This window comes from Methylobacterium sp. Leaf465, assembly GCF_001424705.1.
In the GTDB taxonomy this organism is placed as follows: domain Bacteria; phylum Pseudomonadota; class Alphaproteobacteria; order Rhizobiales; family Beijerinckiaceae; genus Methylobacterium.
In genome coordinates, this window is record NZ_LMRA01000015.1 from 13672 (window position 1) to 36712 (window position 23041).

Below are 23041 nucleotides of genomic sequence, written 5' to 3' on the forward strand. Positions count from 1 at the left end.
CGCCGAAGGCTCGCGACCCGCTCAAGCGGCGAGCCGCGCCAGCGCCTCCGTGATCTTCTCCAGGCGGGCGGCCTCTGCATCGCGACGCTCGCGCTGCTCGTCCACCACCTCGTCGGGCGCGCGGGCGAGGAAGTCGGCATTGCCGAGCTTGCCCTCGATCTTGGCGATCTCGGCGCCGGCCTTCGCCGCCTCTTTCTTCAGGCGGGCGACCTCTGCGGCGAGGTCGACGATGCCCTCGAGGGGCAGCGCCGCCACCGAGCCGCGCACCAAGAGCTGCACCGAGTTCTTCGGCGCGGCCGCCTCGAAGCGGATCTCGGAGAGCCGCGCCAGCCGCACCAGGGTGTCGCCCCAGCGGGTCGCCCGGGCCTGCAGATCCGCATCGACGCCGACCACCACGAGGGGGATCTGCGCCGCTGCCGGCACGCTGGTCTCGGAGCGGGCCGAGCGAATTTCCGAGACGAGGTCGACGAGCCAGCCGATCTCGGCCTCCGAGGCCGAGTCGTTCAGGGCGGCCAGATCCGGCCAGGGCGCAAGGGCGAGCAGGCCCCGCTCCGGCAGGTCTGCGCCCTTGATCGCCCAGAGCTCTTCCGTGAGGAAGGGCATGAAGGGGTGCAGCAGCTTGGCGATCTGGTCGATCAGGAAGGCCACGGTGGCCTGCGTCTCGGCCTTGGCGGCGGCCTCGACGCCCTCCCCCTGGAGCACGGGCTTGGCCAGTTCCAGGTACCAGTCGCAGAAGATATTCCAGACGAAGCGGTAGGCCGCGGCGGCCGCGTCGTTGAAGCGGTAGGCCTCGAGCGCCACCGTGACCTCGGCGACCGCCCGGGCGGCCTCGCCGAGCGCCCAGCGGTTCAGGGTCTCGCGAGAATCCTCCGGTCGGTAGTCGGCCCGCAGGGTGCAGCCGTTCATCTCGGCGAAGCGCGAGGCGTTCCAGAGTTTCGTCGCGAAGTTGCGGTAGCCTTCGACCCGGTTCACCGCCAGCTTGATGTCGCGCCCCTGGGCCGCCATCGCCGCAAGGGTGAAGCGCAGGGCGTCGGCCCCGTACTGGTCGATGAGTCCGAGCGGATCGACGACGTTGCCCTTCGACTTCGACATCTTGGCGCCGGAGGCGTCGCGCACCAGCGTGTGCAGGTAGACGGTGGAGAACGGCACCCGGTCGGTGACGTGGAGCCCGAGCATCATCATCCGGGCGACCCAGAAGAAGATGATGTCCTTGCCGGTGACCAGCGTGTCGGTCGGATAGTAGCGCGCGAGCTCCGGCGTCTCGTCCGGCCAGCCCAGCGTCGAGAACGGCCACAGGGCGGAGGAGAACCAGGTGTCGAGGACGTCCTCGTCCCGGCGCAGGGGCACGGGCGCCCCGCGCTTCGCATCGGCCTGGGTTTGCGCCTCCGCCTCGCTCATGGCGACGTAGATGCCGCCCGCCTCGTCGTACCAGACCGGGATCTGGTGGCCCCACCAGAGCTGGCGCGAGATGCACCAGGGCTCGATGTTCTCGAGCCACTGGAAGAAGGTCCGCTCGTAATTTTCGGGCACGAAACGGGTTTTTCCATCGCGCACCGCCTGCAGGGCGCGCTCGGCCAGGGGCTTCACGTTCACGTACCACTGGTCCGTGAGGTAGGGCTCGATGACGACGTTCGAGCGGTCGCCGTGCGGGACCGCGTGGGTGTTCGGTTCGATGAGGCGCAGGCGCTCGCGCGCCTCCATCAGGGCGACGACGCGCTTGCGTGCCTCGAATCGGTCGAGGCCGTGCAGGGCCAGGGCTTCCGGCTCGGGATCCGAACCGCTCAGGAAAGCCGCATTGCCGTCGAGGCTTATGCGGGCTTCCGGATCCAGAATGTTAATCGGCGTGCAGCCGGCGCGACGGCCGACCTCGAAGTCGTTGAAGTCGTGGGCGGGCGTGATCTTGACGGCACCCGTGCCCTTCTCCGGGTCGGAATAGCTGTCCGCAACGATCGGGATCAGGCGCCCGACCAGGGGCAGGCGCACGCGCCTGCCGACCAGATGGGTGTAGCGCTCGTCCTCCGGATGGACCGCGACCGCGGTGTCGCCCAGCATGGTCTCGGGCCGGGTCGTGGCGACCGTGATGATCTCGCCGGTCTCGGTGCCGCCTGCGTCGACGACCGGGTAGTCGAAGTGCCAGAGATGGCCCTTCACCTCCACCTGCAGGACCTCGAGGTCCGAGATCGCGGTCTGGAACTTCGGATCCCAGTTCACCAGGCGCTTGTCGCGGTAGATCAGGCCCTGGGCGTGGAGGTCGACGAAGGTCCGGGTGACGGCACGGACCATCTGGTCGTCCGGCGCCCCCGAGACGCCCATGGTGAAGCGCTCCCGCGACCAGTCGCAGGAAGCGCCCAGGCGCTTCAATTGGTTGACGATCGCACCGCCCGATTCCGCCTTCCAGGTCCAGACCTTCTCGACGAAGGCCGCGCGGCCGATCTCCCGCCGGCCCGGCTCGTTCGCCTCGGCGAGGCGGCGCTCCACCACCATCTGGGTGGCGATGCCGGCATGGTCGGTGCCCGGCTGCCAGAGCACGTCGCGGCCGCGCATCCGCTCGAAGCGGCAGAGGATGTCCTGCAGCGTGTTGTTGAGGGCGTGCCCCATATGGAGGCTGCCGGTCACGTTCGGCGGCGGGATCACCATGGTGAAGGGCTTCGCCCCGGCCCGTTCGGGGCGCCCGGCCTTGAAGGCTTCGCCCGATTCCCAGGCGGCGGCGATGCGCGCCTCGACGGCGGCGGGATCGAAGGTCTTGTCCATCATGGGCGGGGTCGGGTCACTGATCGGGGAAAGCGGAGGTTGGTCCGCTTTCAACCCGTCGGGCCCCCTGCGTCAACACGCGAGCCCCGCGATTCGGCTCTGCGACCGCGTTCGGGCCTCAGCGGCCCCGAGCCACCCGCTCGATCTCGGCGCGCACCAGACGCTCGACCATGCCGGGCAAGTTCTCGTCGAGCCAGCCCTTCAGCATGGGCCGGAGCATATCCTGCACGAGGTCCTCCAGGGTGCGGGACTGGCTGCTCATCACCGTGTTCGAGAGCATGTGGAAGGCCTGGGCGACGCTCGCATCCGTGACGGCCGAGGTCAGGCGCTCGGTGGGTGTCGGCTCCGGCTCGCGCATCGCGGACTGGGGAGCCGGACGCGGCGGCTCGATGGGGGCAGCGGCACGGAGAGGCGGCAGCGACTCCAGCTCCGGCTCGTCATCGTCGAAGGAGATCGCATCGAAGTCGATCTGCCCGTCCTCGATCGGCTCCTTGCGGAACGCGATCTCGGGCTCGTCAAGGGGGATGGGCTTGCGGACGGGCTGGGCGACCTCGGCGAGGTCCAGGACATCGTCGTTCTCGGGCTGCGGGGCGGATGCCCGCGGCGGGACCACCTCGGCCTTGGCGATCTGATCGTCGGCGATGATGCGCCGGATCGACGCCAGGATCTCCTCCATGGAGGGTTCCTGCGCCTTGTCCGACACCTTGGGGCTCGCTGCACTCATCCGGACGATGCTCGGGATCTGGGGGAAACGGTTGCGACGTGCGGCGAGTATTTCATGCTCCCGCCCCGACACAAGCGCCGGCCGCTGCAGGGCACGGGATAAGCTCGCGTCGCTGTGAGACTCCGAGGCACCGCTGCACCGGCCGGGGCGGCACAGCCCGAATTGCGGCGACCGCGTGGTCGCCGAACCTCAGCGTCCGTCGGGCGTGCGCACGCCGTACCAGAGGTCCTTGACCTGATCGAAGTGTTCCTTCGGGCTGTAGACCGCCACCGGCAATGCCGTGAAGCGCACCGTCAGGCGACCGATCGCCTGGACGACGCCGTAGGAGAAGACAACCCGGTTGCGCTGGGCGATGATCAGGTTCGTACGGGCGTTCAGCAACTCCTGCTGCGCGTTCAGCACGTCGAGGGTGGTGCGCTGGCCCACGCGGGCCTCCTCGCGAACACCATTAAGAGCCACTTCGTTGGCCTGCACCTGCGCCTGCGAGGCGATGACCTGTGCCTTGGACGCCTCGAGCTGGCCCCAGGCCGTCACGATGGCCGAGCGGACCTGATCGCGGGTGTCCTCGGCATCAAGTCGGCGCTGGCCGACCGTCTCCTTGGCCTGACGGATCTGCGAGTAGGTCTGGCCTCCCTCGTAGAGGGGAATCGTCAGGCGGCCGACGATGGTGGCGCTGAGAAAATTGTCGCCAGCGAAAGATTGGTCATAGCGCTGCTGCACCGAGCCCTGCAGGCCGGCGGTCGGGTACAGCGCCCCTTCCAGCACCTTCACCTGGGCCTCGGACACGTCGACGAGGTGCAGCGCCGAAAGGATCTGCGGATGCTCCTTGAGGCCGATATTGATCGCCGTATCGAGGCTGGCCGGAACGTAGCGGTCCAGAGGCCGTCCGGGCGCGAGTTGGCGCGGCTCGACGCCGATATAGCGGCGATAGGTGCCGATGCTGGCCCGCAGAGTGGCCTCGGCACCGCTGACGTCGCTCCGAGCGCCGGCGAGGCGGGCCTCGGCCTGCGCCACGTCGGTGCGGGTCACCTCACCGACGTTGAAGCGGTCGCGAGTCTGGCGAAGCTGCTCTTCCAACACCTCGACGTTGTTGCGGCGCAGTTCGAGGTTTGCCGTATCGCTGAGGACCGACATGTAGGCCTGGGCTGCATTGAACAGGACGTTCATCTCGGTGGCGCGAAGGGCCTCCCGGACGCGGAGCACATCGGATTCCGCCTGGCGGGTTTGATTGTCGGTGCGAAAGCCGTTGAATAGAGTTTGGTTGACGGTGAGGCCCGCACCGCCCGGACGCGTAACCTGATTGAGCCTTTGTCTCGAGACCGTCCCATCCAGCTGGCCGATCCCGATGTCGGCATCAAGGCTGACGGTAGGACGATAGCCGGACTTCGCCTGTGCTACGCTCTCGTCGGTCGCGCGCACGCCGGCGCGGCCGGAATTCAGAATCGGAATGGCGGCATACGCCCGCGAGAGTGCGCTCTCCAGCGTCTCGGCACCGGCCGGGCTCGCCAGGGCGACCGCCAATACGGCGAGGCCGGCCGGCCGAAGCCTCGTGCGCATCGCAGGTTTCGAATCTCTCACGCTCATCAGCCCTTGCGGTTTCTCGATGAACCGGACGGCCTCGCAGAAGGCCGCTGCGCCTGGGCGCGATACCGGGTTGCCCGCCTCGATGCGGAGACTACCCGACCTTGACCGGCAGAGCACCGGTTGCTTGCTGTGCATTGCGTGAATCCGTCAGGGGTGCCGCAAAAAAGCGACACTCCTTTCGGGTTACCTCCGAGGCGTGCGGGGCGCGAAACCGGTCTCCAGTCCACGGCATCGATGGCGACGAAGCGGTCCTTTTGGCAGCTCTGCGGAGGTCAGAACGCGAAATCGACCGCGTCCGCGAAGGCGCCCAGGGGCGGAAGAGCGGCATCGAAGAGGGGGCGCGCGCCGAAGGCGTCGCCGGCCCGCACGAATAGGGTCGCTTTCGCGGCCCGGTCCCGGCCCATCACGCAGACGAGGCGACCGCCGTCCTTCAACTGATCCAGAAGGGGCTGCGGGCGCATCTCCACGCGGCCGTTCACCAGGATCGCATCGTACGGTGCACTCTGCGGGACGCCGGCCTCGAGCGGTCCTTCGACGACCGTGACGCGGTCGAGGCCGGTCAGGCGTTCGCGGGCGCCCGTCGCGAGATCGGCATCGGATTCGAGGGCCACGACGTCGGCACCGAGCCGCGCGAGGATCGCGGCGCCGTAGCCGTAGCCCGTGGCGGCATCGAGGGCGGTGTCGCCCGGCTGGATCGCCAGGGCCTGGATCATGCGGGCGAGCAGCATCGGTGCCGGCATCGCGCGGCCCGTCCGGCCGAGCCGCAGGGTCTGGTCGATATAGGCGAAGTCCTCGCGGCCCGGCGGCACGAAACGCTCGCGGGCGACCTCTCCGAAGGCGTCGAGGACCGGGACGTCGTTCACGTCGAAGGTCCGCAACTGACAATCGACCATGAGGCGTCGTGCCTGCGCGTAATCGAGCATGGATGCCGTCTTCCCTCGACCCTGGGCCGGCGCCGGGCGCCGCTCTGTCCTTCCGGGCGGCCGGGCGGCCACGCCGAAGCTTGCGGGTTGTCGTGGATCGATGGCGAAAACGCAAGGTTCCCGGCGGCGCCCCGCTGACACGCAGGAGCGGGTCTTCCGGGCCTCGGCCGCGGTGATCGTTTCTGTCCACCCGGGCCGCCGAACACTTAGCGCCGGTACCGGCGGGATCTCGTTCCTCGAATGGGACGCCGGCCGCGCCGGCAATAGAAAAGTTGGAGGCCTCGGAGGGAATCGAACCCCCGTACAAGGATTTGCAGTCCTCTGCGTAACCACTCCGCCACGAGGCCTCTGTCGCACCGCCCCGAGGGGCTCATCCGGCGACCCCCGTCCGGGCGGCCGGCTCGGGGAGAGCGGTCTCTAGCAGAGCCCCCCGCGTGAGGGCAACGGCCTTTGAACGATCTCTGCAAATTAGGCTGCACGGACGGATGCGTCCCCCCTTCGCGCGCCTCGGTGGGACCATCTTCGGTCCTGCGCCTCGATCCCCCGCCTCCGGTTCCACGCGGCTCCAGTCCGGGTCGCGAGGATTTCCGGCAACGCCCCGGGCGCGGGTCAAAAAATGTGACGGAATCGTCAAATCACCGGTCCAGACACTCTTGCGTCCCGGCGAAGCGCTGTGTAGACCCCCGATCGCGGTCCCCGATAGCTCAGTTGGTAGAGCAAGCGACTGTTAATCGCTTTGTCGCAGGTTCGAGTCCTGCTCGGGGAGCCAATCTTTCTTCAAAACTTGGCTGTACTCTTGATGAGTCAGCTAGAGCGGTTGAGCCGATCCTGGGATCTGGCCCCGCATCCTCGCAGCCGCTGGTTCGACGCCTTCGTCGAGTACGCCACACGGCGATGTTCTCGGTAAAGCCTGCTCTCTTCCGGCGTCGCGCCTCTCGCACTTGTCCGCGAACGACGAACCCCACCGGCCTCGGAGGCCGACGGGGTTCGTCTCGGGGGGGGGCGGCGTCGATCAGGTCAGTGGGCCGGGGATCGCGCTTTCGGCCTCCGCCAGCAGGCGCGTCTCGTGCTTGCGCACGAACAGCCAGAGCGCGAGGCCGCCGAAGATCACCACGGCCAGCAGGGCGAGGCCCACGGGCCCGGCGACATGCTCGATCGAGCGACCGCAGTAATACGAGCCGAGGCCCATGATCGTTGCCCAGGCAATGCCGCCGAGGCCGTTGAAGATCAGGAAGCGGCGGGCATCGAGCTTGTTCACGCCCGCGAGGACGGCTGCATAGGCGCGCAGCATCGCGGTGAAGCGGCCGAAGAAGACGATCTTCCCGCCATGCTCGCGAAAGAGATACTGCCCGAGCTTGAGGCGGCCGTGATCCAGGGCGATCAAGTGGCCATAGCGCAGCAGGAGCGGCATGCCCCAGCGGCGGCCGACCCAGTAGCCGAGATTGTCGCCCAGGATCGCGGCGGTCGCGGCGGCGAGGATGATCAGGCCGATGTTCAACTGGCCGGTGCTGCCGGCATAGACGGCCGACGAAATCAGGATCGTCTCGCCCGGCAGCGGCACGCCCGCGCTCTCCAGGGCGATGACGACGAAGATCGCGATGTAGCCGTAGCTGGCGATCAGGTCGGCGATGGGCAGATTCGTGAGGAAGGACATGGGCATTCCCGTTCGGCAATCCCGCGACACAGAGCGGGCGAACATGGCGGGAACGGGGCTCGGCTGTGGCTGAGCCGTGCCTGAAGATTGGGTCACCGCTATCCTGCGGTGCCCGCAACGCCCTGCCCCCGGACCATTGCCGGAGGCGGAGCGCTACTCTGTTGGGGGATCAGCTGAAGGAGCCGAAGCCCGCGAAACAGTCGCTTTCGAAGCTCGGGGCGGTCGGCGTATCGGGCGCAGGCACCGGAGCGTCGTCGCCCGGATGCTCTGGACTTGGCAATGGGGACGGATAGATCTCGTGAGAGACGGTTGCGAGCGGCGAGGCAGAGCGATCGTGCTGCACGTCTAGGGTCATCCAGGCTCCTCAAGTGGCGTGCCAGTCCAACGGCACAGCTTGGGGTACCGGAAGCGGACCGGCTCGTTAACCCTCCCGGGGGTTCGGCGAGAACAGGTCTGGCATGCGGCGACCGGGAGCCATGTCGCCTCACGGTCATCGCTCCGTCGTTGGGATGTCGCCTGGGCGCGGAGGTCTCGGAGCCTCCGTCTCCAGCTCGTCAGGCGAGCTTGCGTGGACGATGGTCCGGGTCGACGCCGCCCTCGGGGTCGGCGTCACGGGGGACGTCGGTCTTCCGGCGCGTGTGGCTATACCTGCTCCGTCGGGGTGGAATGCGCGCGGACGCGGAGAACCGCCCACGACCCGTTGCGACAACCGGAGCCGACCTGGCGCTGTGGCCGGCTGACGGGGTGTGCAGGTTCGTCGCGCCCGGAGCCTTCGCGGCCCCGCACGAAAAAGGCCGGGGGATCGCGCCCCCGGCCCCGATCGTCGACGACGCTCGGCGGAGCCTACGGCTGCTCGTTGCCGGCGTAGTTGATCGAGCCGTCGGCGCCCTTCTTCCACATGTACATCACGTAGTCCGGGCGGGTGATGTCGCCCTTCTTGTCGTAGGCGATGTCGCCGATCACCGTGTTGAAGGGCTTGCCCTCGTGCATGTAGGCGGCGACCTTCTGGCCGTCGGTGGACTTCGTCGCTTTCATCGCGTCGGCGAGGATCTGCATGGCGGCGTAGGAGTAAAGGGTGTAGCCCTCGGGGTCGAAGTTCATCGCCTTGAAGGCGTCGACGGTGGCCTTCGACTTCGGGTTCTTGCGGGCATCCGGCGAGAAGGTCATCAGGGTGCCGTCGGAGCCCGGGCCTGCCACCTGGGCGAATTCGCGGTCGGCGATGCCGTCGCCGCCCATCAGCGGCGCCTGCAGGCTCTGGTCGCGCATCTGACGGATCAGCAGGCCGGCCTCGGTGTAGAGACCGCCGAAATAGACCACGTCGACATTGGCCTGCTTCAGCTTCGAGACCAGGGCCGAGAAGTCCTTCTCGCCCGGGTTGATGCCCTCGTACAGCACGTTGGTGCCGCCCTTGGCCTTCAGGGCCTTCAGGGTCTCGTCGGCCAAGCCCTTGCCGTAGGGGGTCTTGTCGTGGACGAAGGCGATCTTCTTGCCCTTGAACTTCTCGGCGAGATACGCCCCCGCCACCGCGCCCTGCTGGTCATCGCGGCCGCAGGTGCGGAAGGTGTTCCAGTTGCCGCGCTCGGTATACTTGATCGCCGTGGAGGCCGGGCTGACCTCGACGATGCCGGCTTCCTGCAGCACGTCCGAGACCGGGATCGAGACGCCCGAGTTGAAGGCGCCGACCACGGCCTTCACGCCCTCGGAGGCGAACTTGTTGGCCACCGAGACGCCCTGCTTCGGATCGGAGGCGTCGTCGCCGACCGTCATCACCAGCTTCTCGCCGTTGACGCCGCCGGCCTTGTTGATATCGGCGATGGCCTGCTGGGCCCCGGTCTTGATCTGCGCACCGAAGGCGGCGTTGGGACCGGTAACGGGGACCACCACGCCGATCTTGATCTCGGCCTGAGCGGCGGTGGCCGCCAGCATCAGGCTGAGGGCGACGCCGGCTGAAAACAGTGACTTCATGCTCGTTTCCCCTCTTGAGGCGCCGGACCGGGCGTTCGCTTCGCCGGCACGGTCGCCAACACGCGGTGTGGTCTCGCGACGCGCCGTCACGGCGTCGGCGCGCTCGTCCGGTCCCGCCAGCTCAGCGGTCCGGTGCGTTCGTAGAGCCAGGCATATTGCCGGGTCATCTGTCCGGTGCGGGTGTAGCGGTAGGCCACGGCCCCGATGGCGAGGACGACCGCCGCGTCGACAAGGTAAGCCGGCAGCGACAGCAGCGGGTCCTCGAACAGCGCGTAGTGAAGGAACCGCGTCACCGCCGCGATCAGCAGCAGGGCCAGAACGCAGTGCCAGAACGGCCGCCAGCCGCGGGCGAGCCCGCTGCCGGTCATCCAGGCCGCACCCCCGCCCATCGCCACGGTGATGAGGAGGAAGATTCCGAGGGTGCGCAGATCGAGGCTGAAACCGTCGGCCATGCTCAGTGCGATCCCCCCTCGAGATAGGCGGCCTTCACCTGCGGGTCATCGAGAAGGGCCTGGCCGGTGCCGCTCATCGTGACCGCCCCCGTGACCATGACGTAGCCGCGATGCGCCAGCTTGAGGGCATGATAGGCGTTCTGCTCCACGATGAACACGGTCAGGCCTTCGCGGGCGTTGAGGTCACGCACGGCGGAGAAGATCTGCTTGACCACCAGGGGCGCCAAGCCCAGCGAGGGCTCGTCGAGCATGAGCAGGCGCGGCCGGCTCATCAGCGCGCGGGCGATGGCGAGCATCTGCTGCTCGCCGCCCGACATGGTGCCGCCGCGCTGGTCGATACGCTCGCGCAGGCGCGGGAACAGGGTGCACATCCGCTCGAGGTCCTCGGCGAAATGCTTCCCCCCGTTGACGGCCGCGCCCATCTGCAGATTCTCGCGCACCGTCATGCGGGAGAAGATACGCCTTCCCTCGGGAGACTGCGCCAGGTTGAGCCGGGCGATCTCGTGGGTCGGCAGCTTGGTGATGTCCTGCCCTGCGAAGGTGATGGTGCCCTCGCGCGCCTGGGGCTGGCCGAAGATCGTCATCATCAGGGTGGACTTGCCGGCCCCGTTGGCGCCGATCAGGGCGACGATCTCGCCCGCGTGCACGTCGATGTCGACGCCCTTCAGGGCGCGGATGTTGCCGTAATAGGCCGAGACGCCGCGCACGCTGAGCAGCGGCGCTTTCGCGGCGTCCATCCGGGCGCGGGTCTCGTCCACCAGCACGTTGATGCCCGCGACGCTCATGCCGTTAATCCCGTAGAGGTTCCGGCAAGTCCGACTTCCGCTTCCACCGCGGCCACCTCCTCGTCGTCGACGCCGAGATAGGCCGCGATCACCCGGGTGTCGTTGCGGATCTCGTCCGGCGTGCCGTCGGCGATCTTGACGCCGTAATCGAGCACCACGATGCGGTCGGAGATCTGCATCACCACCGACATGTCGTGCTCAATGAGCAGCACCGAGGTGCCGTACTCGTCGCGGATCATCCGCAGAAGGGTGTTGAGGTCGGCCGATTCCCGCGGGTTGAGGCCGGCGGCCGGCTCGTCGAGGCAGAGCAGCACCGGGTCCGTGCACATGGCGCGGGCGATCTCCAGGCGGCGCTGGTCGCCATAGGGCAGATCGCCCGCCGGCTCGTCGGCCCGGTGGGTCAGGCCGATGCGCGCGATCCAGCCGGCGGCCTTGGCGATCGCCTCACCTTGCGCCCGGCGATAGCCCGGCAGGCCGAGGATGCCCGCGAGGGAGAAGCCGGAGGCCCGCATCAGGGGCTTGTGCATGGCGACCAGCAGGTTCTCCAGCACGGTCATCTGCGGGAACAGGCGGATGTTCTGGAAGGTGCGGGCGACCCGGGCGAGGCGGTTGACGTCGTGACCCGGCAGGCGCTCCAGCAGGTAGGTCTCGCCGCCGGCCTGCGCTAAGCGGATCATGCCCTCGGTCGGCTTGTAGAAGCCGGTGATGCAGTTGAAGACCGTGGTCTTGCCGGCGCCGTTCGGGCCGATCAGCGCGGTGATGTCGCCGCGCCCGACCTTGAAGGAGAGGTCGCCGACGGCGGTGAGGCCGCCGAACCGCATGGTCAGGTGGTCGACCACGAGGATCGGGTCGACCGGGCCGCCCGGATTCGCGGCCGGGGGCGCGTCCCGCAGGGTGGCGAGGCGGGTGGTACCTGTGGCGCGCGTCATGCGGTGCGCCCCCCGAGGCGGACCGAGGGCGAGCGCTCGGAGATGAGCCCGCGCGGGCGCCAGACCATCATGCACACCATGGCGAGGCCGAACAGCAGCAGGCGGTACTCGTTCGGGTCGAAGCCCTCGCCGAACACGGCCTTGAGGAAGGACAGGTTGCGCAGCAGTTCCGGGGCGCCGACCATGACGATCGCCGCGATGGCGACGCCGACCTGGCTGCCCATGCCGCCGAGAACCACGATGGCCAGGATGATCGCGCTCTCGAGGAAGTTGAAGCTTTCGGGGCTGACGAAGCCCTGGCGCACGGCGAAGAACGAGCCGGCGAAGCCCGCGAACATCGCGCCGAGCGCGAAGGCGGTGAGCTTCGTCATCGTGGTGTCGATGCCCAGCGAGCGGCAGGCGATCTCGTCCTCGCGCAGGGCCTCCCAGGCACGCCCCAGGGGCAGGCGACGCATGCGCAGGGTGACGAGGTTGGTGATCAGCGCCAGCACCAGGATCAGGTAGTAGAGGAAGACGATCCGGTGCATCGGGCTGAAGCTCAGCCCGAAGGTCTGGGCGAAGCCGCCCTCCCCGGCCGTGAACGGGATGCCGAAGAAGCTGGCGCGGGGAATCGAGGACAGGCCGGCGGCCCCGCCGGAGAAGTCGACCCAGTTGATCAGGACGAGGCGGATGATCTCGCCGAAGGCGAGGGTCACGATGGCGAGGTAGTCGCCCCGCAGGCGCAGCACCGGAAAGCCGAGCAGCACCCCGAAGGCGGCGGCGAACAGGCCGGCCAGCGGCAGGCAGATCCAGAACGAGAGCCCGAACACGGTGGAGAGCAGCGCGTAGGAATAGGCCCCCACCGCGTAGAACGCGACGTAGCCGAGGTCGAGCAGCCCGGCGAGGCCGACGACGATGTTCAAGCCCCATCCGAGCATGACGTAGGTCAGGATGAGGATGCCGAGGTCGATCCAGTAGCGCCCCTCCGACAGGCCGCCCGAGCCGAGGGTGGCAAGCAGCGGCAGGGTGAGCGCGACGGCCAGCGTCAGCGGACCGAGGACGCGGCCGGCCCGGGCGACGACCGGGGCCGCATCGACGGTCGCGAGGCGGTGGGCCTCCCGCCGGCGCGCGACCTCGCCCAGCAGCAGGCGCTGGCCGAGGCGCAGCACGAACACCGCGAGGCAGAGGCCCGCGACGACTCCCCAGCGGCCGGTGAGTTCAAGGCCGGTGCCCTGCCCGAGATCGGTGCGGTAGGCCACCACCGGGATGCTCAACCCGAGCGTCACCAGGGCGAAGAGGGCGGAATCCTTGAGCATCTCCGGCAGGGCCGCGGCGGAGCGGCGGCCGACGGTGGGGGACACCGCACCGATGGTCGATCCGTGAGTCGTCGATCCTTGCGCCATGGCTCAGACCTTCTCGACTTCGGGGCGTCCGAGGATGCCGGATGGTTTGAAGATGAGCACCACGATGAGGATCAGGAACGCGGCCACGTCCTTGTACTCGATCGAGAAGTAGGCCGACCAGAAGGTCTCGATCAGGCCGATGATCAGGCCCCCGAGGACCGCGCCGGGCAGCGAGCCGATGCCGCCGAGCACCGCCGCGGTGAAGGCCTTCACGCCGGGCACGAACCCGTCCGAGAACGAGACCACGCCGTAATAGAGGAGGTAGAGGGTGCCGGCGACGGCGGCGAGCGCCGCGCCCAGCACGAAGGTCAGCGAGATCGTCCGGTCGACGTTGATGCCGAGCAAGGCCGCCATGCGCCGGTCCTGCTCGCAGGCGCGCTGGGCGCGGCCGAAGGAGGTGCGCTGCACGAGGTACCAGAAGCCGGCGAGCAGCAGCGCCGTCGTCGTCATGATGATCGCCTGCTTGTAGGACAGGGTCACGGTGTACTGCTCGTTCTGGTAGAGCACGATGACGTCCCGGACGAGGGGCGGCACCGGCTTGTTGCGGGCGCCCTGCACCACCTGGACGAAGTTCGACAGGAAGATCGACACGCCGATGGCCGAGATCAGCGGCGCGAGGCGGAAGGAGCCGCGCAGGGGCCGGTAGGCGACCCGCTCGATCGCCCAGCCCCAGAGAGCCGTGAGGATCATGGCGAGCACCAGCACGATCAGGAACACCAGGGCGACCGAGGTCAGCCCGAGCCAGGACGTGAGGATGAGGAAGAAGATCAGGGCAATGAAGGATGAGAGCATGAACACGTCGCCATGGGCGAAGTTCACCATCCCGATGATGCCGAAGACCATGGTGTAGCCCAGGGCGATCAACCCGTAGATCGACCCGAGCGTCAGGCCGTTGATGAACTGCTGGGCGAAAAATTCCATGAACCGGCCTTCGTTTCGACGGCGCAGCCATCGGCGAACGCTGTCTGCGATCGGCAGACGCTGTTTGCGAATGGCGTGCCAGCCTGGAATGTTCTGAACTGCCGCCTCCGGTCAATCCTCGCGGCGAGTCCCGGGGTGAGCTTTCCCGGACCCTGAAACGCGAACGGCCCGGCGCTGGGAGCGCCGGGCCGTCCCGGGAGGTGGGTCGTGCTCCGGTGCCCGAGGCACCGGTCGGACTTACTTGAGGAGTGAGACCAGGGCCTTGCCGGCGGGGGTCTTCAACTCCTTGGCGTCGAGGGTGCCGTCGTTGTCCGGATCGGCGGCCTTGAAGCGGGCCTCGACCAGGGCGAGGAACTCTGTCTTGTCGAGGGTGCCGTCCGAATCCGGGTCGGCGGCCTTGAGGGCCTTCTTGCTGACGCGGCCCTGGAGCTCCTTGGCGTCGACGGTGCCGTCCTTGTCGGATTCCAGCTTGTCGAAGAGGGCGCCGGCCACGGCCTGGGCCTCCTTGAGGTCGATGGTGCCGTCGTTGTCGGTGTCGACCATCGAGATCACCTTCGATGCGCCCGGACCCTTGGCGGAAGCCGGGATGGCCAGAGGAAGCGCGAGGGCGGCGGCACCTAGGACGACGGCGAGGCGGGACAGATGGGACATGCGAAGAGCTCCGTATCAGCAGTAACGATTGCCGATCTATCACGCTGAAATGGAGCGGCGAAAGCTTGATATTGCAATGCAGTATCGCGTCCGGGCCGGTGGTCCCCCTTCGGCCCGGCGCCATGACGCTTGGTCAGCCGGTCGGCGCGGCAGCCCCGGACAGGGCCTTCGTCTTGCGGATCACCCCCGCGAAGGTGACGTGCGCCTCGACATACCCGCCGTCCTTCCGGGCGCGGATCTCGAAATGCTTTGGCCTGCGCCGGGCCTCCCCCTCGACCTGAAAGCCCGCCTTTCGGAGTGCCGCGAAGGCGACCGTCGGATCGGCCTGACCCGCATCGCCGTCTTCGGAACGCGGCCGGGCGATGGCGTGCCGCGTCCCGTCCGGAGCCGTGATGGCGATGGCCTTGATCTCCGAGGGCTTCCGCTCGCCGGTCACCGCGATGGCGTCGCCCGGCGTCAGCGTCGCGCCCGCGAGGGCGAGCGCCCTGGCGCCCTCCGGGCCGAGATCTACGAGGACGCGGCCCTCGGGGGACTCGATCGCGAGGCGATGGCCGAACAGGGCCCAGATCGTTCCGTGCGTGCTGCATGTTGGGGGCATCAGGATAGGGTGCTCTGTGTCAAAGGAGGGAGGTCGGGATGCGGCGGCTCGGGGAGCCGCCGCATCGCTGTTCGGGGTGGGATCAGCGGGCGTCGGGCTTGGCCCCATCTGGCCTGGACCCGTCGGTCTTCGACCCGTCCGGCTGTGGCAGCGCGGCGAGGCGGTCGAGCATCTGCAGGGTCAGGTCGGCGCAGGCCTTCATGGGTTCCTCGTCGGCGCACTTCACGTCGACGGCGGTCTCGCCCCGCTCCAGGCGGAAATGGGCGGCTTTCGGCGGCGGCGGTGCATCGGGACCGCGCCGGGGGCCGCCCGGAGGAGCGCCGGCTTCCGGCCCGGGGCGCGGACCGCCGGGCGGCGGGGCCGGCTGGGCGACGGCCGCGCCGGCGATCAGGATCGCGGCGGCGCCGAGGAGGGCTGTGGTCTTCGTCATGATGGATGTCCTGCCGGGTGAGATCGAAGGGGGGAGACGGCGCAGGGGACGCTCAGAAGACCCGCTTCTCGCGGACCTGACCGTCGAAGCCGACATGGAGCTGGCGCTCGCGCCCATCGGTGCCGCGTGCGGCGACCTCGAGGTGACGCGGCCCCCGTCCGGTGACCCGGATGTCGGAGTAGCCGGCCGCCTCGACGCGGGCGGTCAGGGCCGGCACGTCGGGCTTCGCCCCGAGGCCCACCTTGTCCTTGGCCCAGTCCAGGGTTCCGGCGGGTGGGCCGCCGGCGGGGCCGACGCGCACCTGGCTGCCATCGGCGCGGGTGATCAGCAGGGCGTGGAGGAAGCCGTTCTCGAACCGGCCCTGCACGGTGATGGCCTCGCCGGGCTTCACCAGGGCGCCTCCCTCCCCCTGGCGGCCGGTCTCGACCAGCGCCTTGCCGGTGCCGTCCTGCATCACGAACTTGTTGCCGTAGATCTCGGCGACGTCGCCCTTGGCGGCGATGGAGCCCGAAGCCTTCAGGGCGGAGATCGCCGTGGGCGCCACCGGCGTCATCACCGAGGCTCCGGTCTGGGCGAGCGACAGGCCGACCGCGCCGAAGGCGAGGGGCGCCGCGATGGCGCCGACGACGAGAGCGCGGCGCGAGGGCTTCGGGGTCGGGGTGAGGCTGGCGGGCGCGGGGGTCTGGGTGGTCTCGGTCATGGTGGCCTGTCCTTCCGGGGTTCGGCGGTTGCCCTCTCGGGTTGACGCCGTTCTAGGCCGGGACCTCCAACCCGATCTGAACCGCACGGTTCAGCCCCCGTTAAACGACGCGGCGTAGGCCGCTCGCCGGTCCACCTTCGCCCTTCCACCCACGGACACCACGCCATGAAACTCTTGCTGGTGGAGGATGATGCGCCGCTCGCCGCCGAGATCGCCAAGGCCCTGCGGGCCGAGAACTTCGCCCTCGACCACGCGGCGAACGGCGAGGACGCGCAGCATCTCGGCGAGACCGAGACCTACGACGCGGTGGTGCTCGATCTCGGCCTGCCCAGGCGCGACGGGCTCACCGTCCTCCAGGCCTGGCGGGCGGCTGGCCGAACCGTGCCGGTCCTCGTCCTCACGGCTCGGGACGGCTGGAGCGACAAGGTCGCGGGCTTCAAGGCGGGGGCCGACGACTTCCTGGTCAAGCCGTTCCGGGTCGAGGAACTGGTGATCCGCCTGCGTGCCCTGGTGCGCCGGGCGACCGCGCACGGGGCGTCCCGCGTCACCTGCGGTCCCCTCTCCTACGAATCCGGCCTGGGCACCTTCGAGCGCGACGGCCTGCCCCTGAAGCTCACCGGCCTCGAATGGCGCGTCCTGTCCTGCCTGATCCTGCACAAGGACGGGGTGATGCCGCGCAGCCAGCTCATCGAGCGGGTCTATGACGGCGACGCCGACGTCGATTCGAACTCGGTCGAGGTCATCATCACCCGTCTGCGCCGCAAGATCGCCCCCGCCCGGATCGAGGGGGTGCGTGGCCACGGTTATCGCCTGCTCCCGGGCGATCCCGCGTGACCCCGACGAAGCCTCCTGCCGGGCACGCCGGCGCGATTGGGCACGAACCGCCGGCCAAGCCCGCGCCGTCCGACCGGCCCGGTCCGCCCCCGAAGCCCGTCGGGCTCCTCCATCTCGGCTCCCTGCAGCGGCGCCTGCTCCTGGCCGCCCTCGGCCTCGTCACCGTGGCCCTGCTGGTCGCCGGCCTCGCCATCGGGCTCGTCCTGCACCGCTTCGTCCGGACCCAGCTCGACAGCCGCCTCGACAGCCAGCTCGTCGCCCTGGCGTCGAGCCTGGAGCGCGGCCCCGGCGACCGCCTGCGCCTCGATCGTGCCCTGGACGGGCCGCCCTTCGACCGCCCGCGTTCCGGCTGGTACTGGCAGGTTCGCCAGGGGGGCAGGACCTTGCGGGCCGAGTCCCTCCAGGGGGAATCCCTGGAGACGCGCAACCCGCGCCTGCCGGACCCGTCCGCCCTGGGCGGCTCGGTCCCGGGCGGCCCGGGCTCGGCCCGGCCACCCCGTGACCGGGACCCGGACCGCCCCCAGCCGGGCGACGGCACCGGCCCCTGGGGCGAAGCCCTGATCCTGCGCATCCAGGTCCTGCCCGCCCAGGGGGACACGCCGCCGGCCCTCCTCATCGCCACGGCCCCGGCCAAGGCCCTGAACGGACCCTTGCGCGAGGCCGGTCTGACCCTCGCGGCCATCCTGGGGATCCTCGGTCTCTGCCTGGTGGCCGGCACCGTCCTGCAGGTCCGCCTCGGCCTGCGGCCCCTGGAGCAGCTGCGCCGGGACATCGCCGAGGTCCGGGCCGGACGCCGGCCCCGGATTCCCGGCCCGCAGCCCGCCGAGATCCGTCCCCTGGTGGGCGAGGTGAACGCCCTCCTCGACCAGAACGCCGCAAACCTCGAACGGGCCCGCACCCACGTGGCGAACCTCGCCCATGGCCTGAAGACGCCCCTGGCCACCCTGACCCTCGCCCTCTCGGACCGGACCCGCGACCCGGATGGTCGCCTCGCCGAGCTCGCCGGCGCCATGGACCGGCAGGTGCGCCACCACCTGCGGCGCGCCCGGGCCGCCGCGTTGGGCGGCGCGACCCGCACCCGGACCGAACTCGCCGGTCCCCTCGCCGACCTGCGGACCACCTTCGGGCGCCTCTACGCCGAGAAGCGCCTCGCCCTCGAGCTCGACCTGCCGGCCGGCCTCGCGGTGGCCTGCGATCCGCAGGACATCGACGAGATGCTCGGCAACCTCATCGACAATGCCTGCCAGTGGAGCCGCGGTCGCGTCCGGGTCTCGGCCGCCGCCACGGAGGCGGGAATTGCCGTGACCGTGGTGGATGACGGTCCCGGGTTGGACGCGGAGGCGGCCGCCCGCGCCGTGCGGCCCGGCGGACGCCTCGACGAGAGCGTGCCCGGCCACGGCTTCGGTCTCTCGATCACCCGGGAGCTCGCCGAGCTGTACGGCGGGGGCTTGCGCCTCACGCGCTCGGATCTCGGCGGTCTCAGTGCCCGGTTGCTTTTGCCGGCGTGACGGCCGCCGATGTCTTGCGAAGAACCGACGTCGACGGTGTGCAACGCCGCCTTCCCGGACAAACGAGCCGGCGCGCCACCAAGGAACGCACGGCCGTCGCCGAGACGTCGCGGGCATAAAGGAAAGTGAAAGGCTGGCACGGCATGGTCTCGCATCGGGCGGTTTCGTCGCGGGTGTCCGCAAGACCGGTTGATGTTCATCCTGTGCCGGCTCGGACCCGTCATCGACAGCGGGGCCTGCCGGTTTCGGGGTCCTGAGATGCGGATCGCGGCGTTTCCGTGGATTGTGCGTCGGTGAGAAAGGGTTGTCGTGCCGAGCTCCAGCGTCGAGGCGCAGCGTCTGGCCATCCTCAACGACCTGAGACTCTTGAAGTGTACGCCGGAGGCGCATCTCGATGCCGTCTGCCGGACAGCCTGCGCTCTGTTCGGCGTGCCCATCGCCCTCGTGAACCTTGCCGGCAGCGAGACCTATACGCTCAAGGCGCGATGCGGTGTCGCCGAGGGGGGCACCCTCTCCCGGGCCGGTGCCTTCTGCGACCGGACGATCCTGGGGGCGCCCGGCGCGGTGCTGGTCCTGCCCGACATCCTGGCCGATGCCGAGTTCGCAACGAGCCCCCTGGTCACCGGGGGGCCGCGGGCCCGGTTCTACGCGGGCGTACCCCTCGCCCTGTCGGACGGCCTGCCCCTCGGCACGCTCTGCCTCATCGACACGGTTCCGCGCGACGATTTCGACGCGACTCGCGTGGCGCAACTGCGCGACCTCGGCACCGTCGTCGAGGCCCACCTCCGGCTCACCGTCGCGCAGCGCGCGAGTCAGATCGAGCGAGCGGAGCGCCAGCGGACAGAGGTGCTCCTTGCCGCCAAGGCCGCCGACCTCAAGCTGGTGGTCGAGGCCCAGCGGATGACCGAGTCCGTCGCCCATATCGGCTACTGGCGCATCCATGCGCGGGCCCGGACCGTCTCGTGGTCCGAGGGACTATGCGGTGTCTTCGGGCGGCCGATGCCCCCCGGCGGCGAGATTTCCCTCGACGACCACCTCGCCTACTACCATCCGGACGACCGGGCCGCGGTCTCGGCCCGCATCGCCAACGCCCTGGAGAGCGACGGGCCCGAGGGCGCTGCCTACCAGGGGCGGGCCCGCATCGTCCGGCCGGATGGCAGCCTCTGTCACGTGATCGTCCAGGGCGCGGTGGAGCGCGATGCCGGTGGCCGCCTCACGGCGCTCTACGGCCTCGTCCTCGACGTCACCGACCTCGCTGCCTCCGAGGCGCAGCTGCGGGAGAAGGACCTGCGCCTGCGCGCGACCCTGGAGGCCATGGACCAGGGCCTGATCATGATGGATGCGCAGGGCTGCGTCCGGCTGCTCAACCCGCGGGCCCTGCAACTGCTGGACCTGCCGGAGGCGATCCTGCGCGAAGGGGCGCTCCTGACCGACATCCTCGCGCACCTGACGGAGCGCGGCGAGTTTTCGGCGATGCCGACCGCCCAGGACGGCCGGCCGCGCCTGCGCGATGCGACCGGCGCCTGGACGCCCCTGCGGATCGACTGGCCGCGTCCGGACGGGACCACCCTCGAGGTCCGGGGCGTGACCCTGCCCGACGGCGGCATCCTGCACACCTTCACCGACGTCACGGAGCATCGGGCGGCGGAGGCCCGCACCCGAGAGGGCGAGCGGCGGTATCGCATCCTCGCGGATTCCGTCTCCGACATGATCGTCCGGCGCAGCGTCGCGAACGTCCGCACCTACGTCTCTCCGGCCGCCCGCGATCTCCTCGGCTACAGCCCCGAGGAGATGCTGAGCCTGCCCCTGGAGGCCTCGCTCCACCCCGAGGATGTGCCCGCCACGCGCGCGTTCCTCGAGGCGTTCCGGGCCGGGCGCACCGAGACGGGCCGCATCACCCATCGCCTGCGCCACCGCGATGGCCGCTGGATCTGGGTGGAGGCGCAGACGCGGCTCGTGCGCGACGAGGCGGGGCGGCCCTTCGAAACCATCACCGCCGCGCGCGACGTCAGCGAGCGCGTCGCCGCCGAGCAGGCCCTGCGCCTGGGCGAGGCCCGGTACCGCGCGCTCGCCGATTCCCTGCCGCAGATCGTCTGGGTCGTCTCCCTCCACGACGGCACCGCCACCTACGTCAACCAGCGGTTCGAGGACTACTACGGACCCATCGGCATCAGCCGGGAGGCCCGCCTCGCCCGCAATCACCCGGAGGATGCCGCGCGGATGGAGGCGGTCTTCAGCGAGGCCCGCCGGCTGGGGGATGCCTACGAGATGGAAGGCCGCCTCCTCCGGCACGACGGCGTCTATCGCTGGCACAAGCTCGTCATGCTGCCCATCCGGGAGGACGGCGTGATGGTCGGCTTGCTCGGGACGGCCCTCGACATCGACGACATCGTGACGGCGCGCCAAGCCCTGGAGGAAACCTCGAATCTCCTGCGGCTCGCGCAGGAATCGGCCGGGGCCGGACTCTGGTCCTGGGACCTGAAGGGCGGCACCGTCCGGCACTCCGTCGACAGCGCGCGGATGTACGGCCTCCCGGTGCCGGCGGGCCACGCGGCCGATAGGCCGGTGGAGGTCGGCATCGGCGCGTGGGACCGCCACATCCATGCGGGCGACCTCGCGGTCCTGTACGGACAGGTCTACCGCTGCCTCGCCGAGGGCGGATCCTACAGCGGCGAGTTCCGGCTGGCGGCGCCGGAAGGCGATCCGCCGCGCTGGCTCCAGAGCTTCGCCCGGGTCGTGACCGACCCGGAGTCGAACGAGCCGGTGAAGATCGTGGGGCTCACGATGGATGTCACCGCGCGCAAGCTGGCGGAGGGCCGGATCGCCCATATGGCTCTGCATGACGGGCTGACCGGCCTGCCGAACCGGCTCCTGTTCAAGGAGGGCCTGAGCAACGCCCTCGCCCGCGCCGATCGCCGGGGCGGCCGCTTCGCGGTCCTGGCCTGCGACCTCGATCGCTTCAAGGCCGTCAACGACACCCTCGGTCATCCAGCCGGCGACGCGCTCCTGCGCGTGGTGGCCGACCGCCTGCGCAGCGTGGTCCGCGAGGGCGACACCGTCGCGCGCCTGGGCGGCGACGAATTCGCCATCATCCTGGCCGACCTCGACGATCCCCAGGAAGCGGGGCTCGCAGCGCGCCGCATCATCGAGGCGATGGAGCAGCCCGTCGACCTCGACGGGCACCGGGTCGGGATCGGGGTCAGCGTCGGCATCGGCCTCGGCTCCCAGGACGGCGCCGACGCCGACACGCTGTTCCGCAATGCCGACATCGCCCTCTACCGGGCCAAGGCGGCCGGCCGGAACACCTATCGCTTCTACGAGGCGGCCATGGATGCGGCGACGACCCAGCGCAACCTCCTCGAGCTGGAGATGCGCGAGGCGGTGCGCACGGGCGGTTTCAGCCTGCACTACCAGCCGGTCCTGCACCTCGACAGCGGCGCCGTGAAGGGCTTCGAGGCCCTGCTTCGCTGGCAGCATCCGGTGCGGGGCATGATTGCGCCCGGCGCCTTCATTCCCCTTGCGGAGGAGACCGGGCTGATCCGTCAGCTCGGAAGCTGGGCCCTCCGGGAGGCCTGCACCGAGGCGGCCTCCTGGCCAGGGGACCGGCGCATCGCAGTCAACGTCTCGGCGGTCCAGTTCGGGCAAGCGAACCTGGAGCAGAGCGTGGTCGCCGCCCTGTCGGCCTCCGGGCTGCCGGCGCGGCGCCTGGAACTGGAGATCACCGAAAGCGTGCTGATGCAGGATGCCGAGGCGGTCCTCGCCTGCCTGCACCGCCTGCGGGCTCTCGGGGTCCGGATCGCCCTCGACGATTTCGGCACCGGCTACTCCTCCCTGAGCTACCTGCGCCGCTTCCCCTTCGACCGGATCAAGATCGACCGGTCCTTCATCCGCGAGATCGCCGATCCCGGCACCGCCGCGATCGTCAGGGCGGTGGTCGACCTCGGCACCCAGCTCGGCGCCAGCATCACCGCCGAGGGAATCGAGACGGAAGAGCAGATGGCGCGGGTGCGCCAGGAAGGCTGCACCGAGGCGCAGGGCTTCCTCCTCGGACGCCCCCTCCCGGCCGAGGAGGCACGTCGGTTCCTCGAAGGCCTGCGCGACGCGGCCTGAACGTAGTGTTTCTGTCACAAGGCTGTTGACAGGAGATTCGGGGATCCGTATACCCCGGTTCATCGGCGGGCGGCCAACGGGGTTGGCGGCTTGCTTTTGCATCTCCTGACGATTGGCGGGGTTTGGGCCTGGGGTTCTGG

At 69.7% G+C, this 23041-nt stretch carries 19 protein-coding genes and 2 tRNA genes; 4 read left to right on the forward strand and 17 right to left on the reverse strand.

The genetic code is table 11. The annotated features are described in order from the left end of the window. Positions 1–21 precede the first annotated feature (21 nt). The 5 genes from ASG51_RS11630 to ASG51_RS11650 all read right to left on the reverse strand — a co-directional run bounded on the left by ASG51_RS11630 (position 22) and on the right by ASG51_RS11650 (position 6329). Positions 22–2754: a valine--tRNA ligase gene (locus tag ASG51_RS11630; RefSeq protein WP_056380967.1), complete on the reverse strand. Its 2733-nt coding sequence runs from the start codon at positions 2752–2754 to the stop codon at positions 22–24. Positions 2755–2869: 115 nt separating this feature from the next. Then, the gene (locus ASG51_RS11635; RefSeq protein ID WP_082513981.1) at positions 2870–3475 is read right to left on the reverse strand and encodes a DUF2497 domain-containing protein; all 606 of its coding nucleotides are present in this window, start codon (positions 3473–3475) and stop codon (positions 2870–2872) included. Between the two features lie 189 nt (positions 3476–3664). Then, entirely contained in the window at positions 3665–5032 is a 1368-nt protein-coding gene (locus ASG51_RS11640) for a TolC family outer membrane protein (RefSeq protein WP_244476332.1), read from the reverse strand. 299 nt (positions 5033–5331) lie between these two features. Continuing rightward, positions 5332–5982, reverse strand: coding sequence for a protein-L-isoaspartate O-methyltransferase (locus ASG51_RS11645; protein ID WP_056380971.1), 651 nt, complete (start codon positions 5980–5982; stop codon positions 5332–5334). Between the two features lie 273 nt (positions 5983–6255). Next, positions 6256–6329: transfer RNA gene (locus tag ASG51_RS11650), tRNA-Cys, on the reverse strand. A gap of 346 nt (positions 6330–6675) precedes the next feature. On the opposite strand from ASG51_RS11650, the gene ASG51_RS11655 reads away from it, so the two are divergent. Beyond that, a tRNA-Asn gene (locus ASG51_RS11655) sits at positions 6676–6751 on the forward strand. A 243-nt stretch (positions 6752–6994) separates the two neighbouring features. Here the strand turns inward: ASG51_RS11655 and ASG51_RS11660 are convergent. The 12 genes from ASG51_RS11660 to ASG51_RS11710 form a co-directional block, all read right to left on the reverse strand. Next, on the reverse strand, positions 6995–7636 hold the full coding sequence (locus ASG51_RS11660) for a DedA family protein (RefSeq protein WP_056213097.1): 642 nt from the start codon (positions 7634–7636) through the stop codon (positions 6995–6997). Between the two features lie 169 nt (positions 7637–7805). Further along, positions 7806–7991: a hypothetical protein gene (locus ASG51_RS24120; protein WP_156389681.1), complete on the reverse strand. Its 186-nt coding sequence runs from the start codon at positions 7989–7991 to the stop codon at positions 7806–7808. 488 nt (positions 7992–8479) lie between these two features. Further along, entirely contained in the window at positions 8480–9601 is a 1122-nt protein-coding gene (locus ASG51_RS11665; protein ID WP_056212923.1) for a branched-chain amino acid ABC transporter substrate-binding protein, read from the reverse strand. Positions 9602–9687: 86 nt separating this feature from the next. Further along, positions 9688–10053, reverse strand: coding sequence for a DUF6867 family protein (locus ASG51_RS11670; protein ID WP_056212921.1), 366 nt, complete (start codon positions 10051–10053; stop codon positions 9688–9690). Between the two features lie 2 nt (positions 10054–10055). Beyond that, positions 10056–10838, reverse strand: coding sequence for an ABC transporter ATP-binding protein (locus tag ASG51_RS11675; protein ID WP_056380973.1), 783 nt, complete (start codon positions 10836–10838; stop codon positions 10056–10058). Next, positions 10835–11659 (reverse strand): ATP-binding cassette domain-containing protein, encoded by an 825-nt coding sequence (locus tag ASG51_RS11680; RefSeq protein ID WP_244476333.1) that lies wholly within the window; start codon positions 11657–11659, stop codon positions 10835–10837. The genes ASG51_RS11675 and ASG51_RS11680 overlap by 4 nt, the downstream gene beginning before the upstream one ends. A 104-nt stretch (positions 11660–11763) precedes the next feature. After that, positions 11764–13062: a high-affinity branched-chain amino acid ABC transporter permease LivM gene (gene livM, locus ASG51_RS11685; protein ID WP_056380982.1), complete on the reverse strand. Its 1299-nt coding sequence runs from the start codon at positions 13060–13062 to the stop codon at positions 11764–11766. Positions 13063–13152: 90 nt separating this feature from the next. Continuing rightward, positions 13153–14070, reverse strand: a complete 918-nt coding sequence (locus ASG51_RS11690; RefSeq protein WP_055959172.1) for a branched-chain amino acid ABC transporter permease — start codon at positions 14068–14070, stop codon at positions 13153–13155. A gap of 237 nt (positions 14071–14307) precedes the next feature. After that, positions 14308–14721 carry an EF-hand domain-containing protein gene (locus tag ASG51_RS11695; protein WP_056380975.1) on the reverse strand — a complete coding sequence of 138 codons (414 nt, stop codon included), beginning with the start codon at positions 14719–14721 and terminating at the stop codon, positions 14308–14310. 133 nt (positions 14722–14854) lie between these two features. Continuing rightward, positions 14855–15319: a hypothetical protein gene (locus tag ASG51_RS11700; RefSeq protein ID WP_056380977.1), complete on the reverse strand. Its 465-nt coding sequence runs from the start codon at positions 15317–15319 to the stop codon at positions 14855–14857. An 82-nt stretch (positions 15320–15401) separates the two neighbouring features. Then, positions 15402–15749 carry a hypothetical protein gene (locus tag ASG51_RS11705; RefSeq protein WP_056349268.1) on the reverse strand — a complete coding sequence of 116 codons (348 nt, stop codon included), beginning with the start codon at positions 15747–15749 and terminating at the stop codon, positions 15402–15404. Positions 15750–15801: 52 nt separating this feature from the next. Then, the gene (locus ASG51_RS11710) at positions 15802–16449 is read right to left on the reverse strand and encodes a hypothetical protein (RefSeq protein WP_056380979.1); all 648 of its coding nucleotides are present in this window, start codon (positions 16447–16449) and stop codon (positions 15802–15804) included. A gap of 165 nt (positions 16450–16614) precedes the next feature. Between ASG51_RS11710 and ASG51_RS11715 the strand changes: the two genes are divergently transcribed. The 3 genes from ASG51_RS11715 (at position 16615) to ASG51_RS11725 (ending at position 22901) form a co-directional block, all read left to right on the forward strand. Continuing rightward, entirely contained in the window at positions 16615–17283 is a 669-nt protein-coding gene (locus tag ASG51_RS11715) for a response regulator transcription factor (protein WP_056212909.1), read from the forward strand. Continuing rightward, positions 17280–18791, forward strand: a complete 1512-nt coding sequence (locus tag ASG51_RS11720; protein WP_347379737.1) for a HAMP domain-containing sensor histidine kinase — start codon at positions 17280–17282, stop codon at positions 18789–18791. The genes ASG51_RS11715 and ASG51_RS11720 overlap by 4 nt, the downstream gene beginning before the upstream one ends. A gap of 309 nt (positions 18792–19100) precedes the next feature. After that, positions 19101–22901: an EAL domain-containing protein gene (locus ASG51_RS11725; RefSeq protein WP_056380980.1), complete on the forward strand. Its 3801-nt coding sequence runs from the start codon at positions 19101–19103 to the stop codon at positions 22899–22901. The last annotated feature ends 140 nt before the right edge of the window (positions 22902–23041 follow it).

Excerpts from the sequence above, each read along its gene's own strand:
- ASG51_RS11630 (WP_056380967.1), bottom strand. The coding sequence starts at position 2,754 with ATGATGGACAAGACCTTCGATCCCGCCGCCGTCGAGGCGCGCATCGCC.
- ASG51_RS11635 (WP_082513981.1), bottom strand. The coding sequence starts at position 3,475 with ATGAGTGCAGCGAGCCCCAAGGTGTCGGACAAGGCGCAGGAACCCTCC.
- ASG51_RS11640 (WP_244476332.1), bottom strand. The coding sequence starts at position 5,032 with ATGCGCACGAGGCTTCGGCCGGCCGGCCTCGCCGTATTGGCGGTCGCC.
- ASG51_RS11645 (WP_056380971.1), bottom strand. The coding sequence starts at position 5,982 with ATGCTCGATTACGCGCAGGCACGACGCCTCATGGTCGATTGTCAGTTG.
- ASG51_RS11660 (WP_056213097.1), bottom strand. The coding sequence starts at position 7,636 with ATGTCCTTCCTCACGAATCTGCCCATCGCCGACCTGATCGCCAGCTAC.
- ASG51_RS24120 (WP_156389681.1), bottom strand. The coding sequence starts at position 7,991 with ATGACCCTAGACGTGCAGCACGATCGCTCTGCCTCGCCGCTCGCAACC.
- ASG51_RS11665 (WP_056212923.1), bottom strand. The coding sequence starts at position 9,601 with ATGAAGTCACTGTTTTCAGCCGGCGTCGCCCTCAGCCTGATGCTGGCG.
- ASG51_RS11670 (WP_056212921.1), bottom strand. The coding sequence starts at position 10,053 with ATGGCCGACGGTTTCAGCCTCGATCTGCGCACCCTCGGAATCTTCCTC.
- ASG51_RS11675 (WP_056380973.1), bottom strand. The coding sequence starts at position 10,838 with ATGAGCGTCGCGGGCATCAACGTGCTGGTGGACGAGACCCGCGCCCGG.
- ASG51_RS11680 (WP_244476333.1), bottom strand. The coding sequence starts at position 11,659 with ATGCGGTTCGGCGGCCTCACCGCCGTCGGCGACCTCTCCTTCAAGGTC.
- livM (WP_056380982.1), bottom strand. The coding sequence starts at position 13,062 with ATGCTCAAGGATTCCGCCCTCTTCGCCCTGGTGACGCTCGGGTTGAGC.
- ASG51_RS11690 (WP_055959172.1), bottom strand. The coding sequence starts at position 14,070 with ATGGAATTTTTCGCCCAGCAGTTCATCAACGGCCTGACGCTCGGGTCG.
- ASG51_RS11695 (WP_056380975.1), bottom strand. The coding sequence starts at position 14,721 with ATGTCCCATCTGTCCCGCCTCGCCGTCGTCCTAGGTGCCGCCGCCCTC.
- ASG51_RS11700 (WP_056380977.1), bottom strand. The coding sequence starts at position 15,319 with ATGCCCCCAACATGCAGCACGCACGGAACGATCTGGGCCCTGTTCGGC.
- ASG51_RS11705 (WP_056349268.1), bottom strand. The coding sequence starts at position 15,749 with ATGACGAAGACCACAGCCCTCCTCGGCGCCGCCGCGATCCTGATCGCC.
- ASG51_RS11710 (WP_056380979.1), bottom strand. The coding sequence starts at position 16,449 with ATGACCGAGACCACCCAGACCCCCGCGCCCGCCAGCCTCACCCCGACC.
- ASG51_RS11715 (WP_056212909.1), top strand. The coding sequence starts at position 16,615 with ATGAAACTCTTGCTGGTGGAGGATGATGCGCCGCTCGCCGCCGAGATC.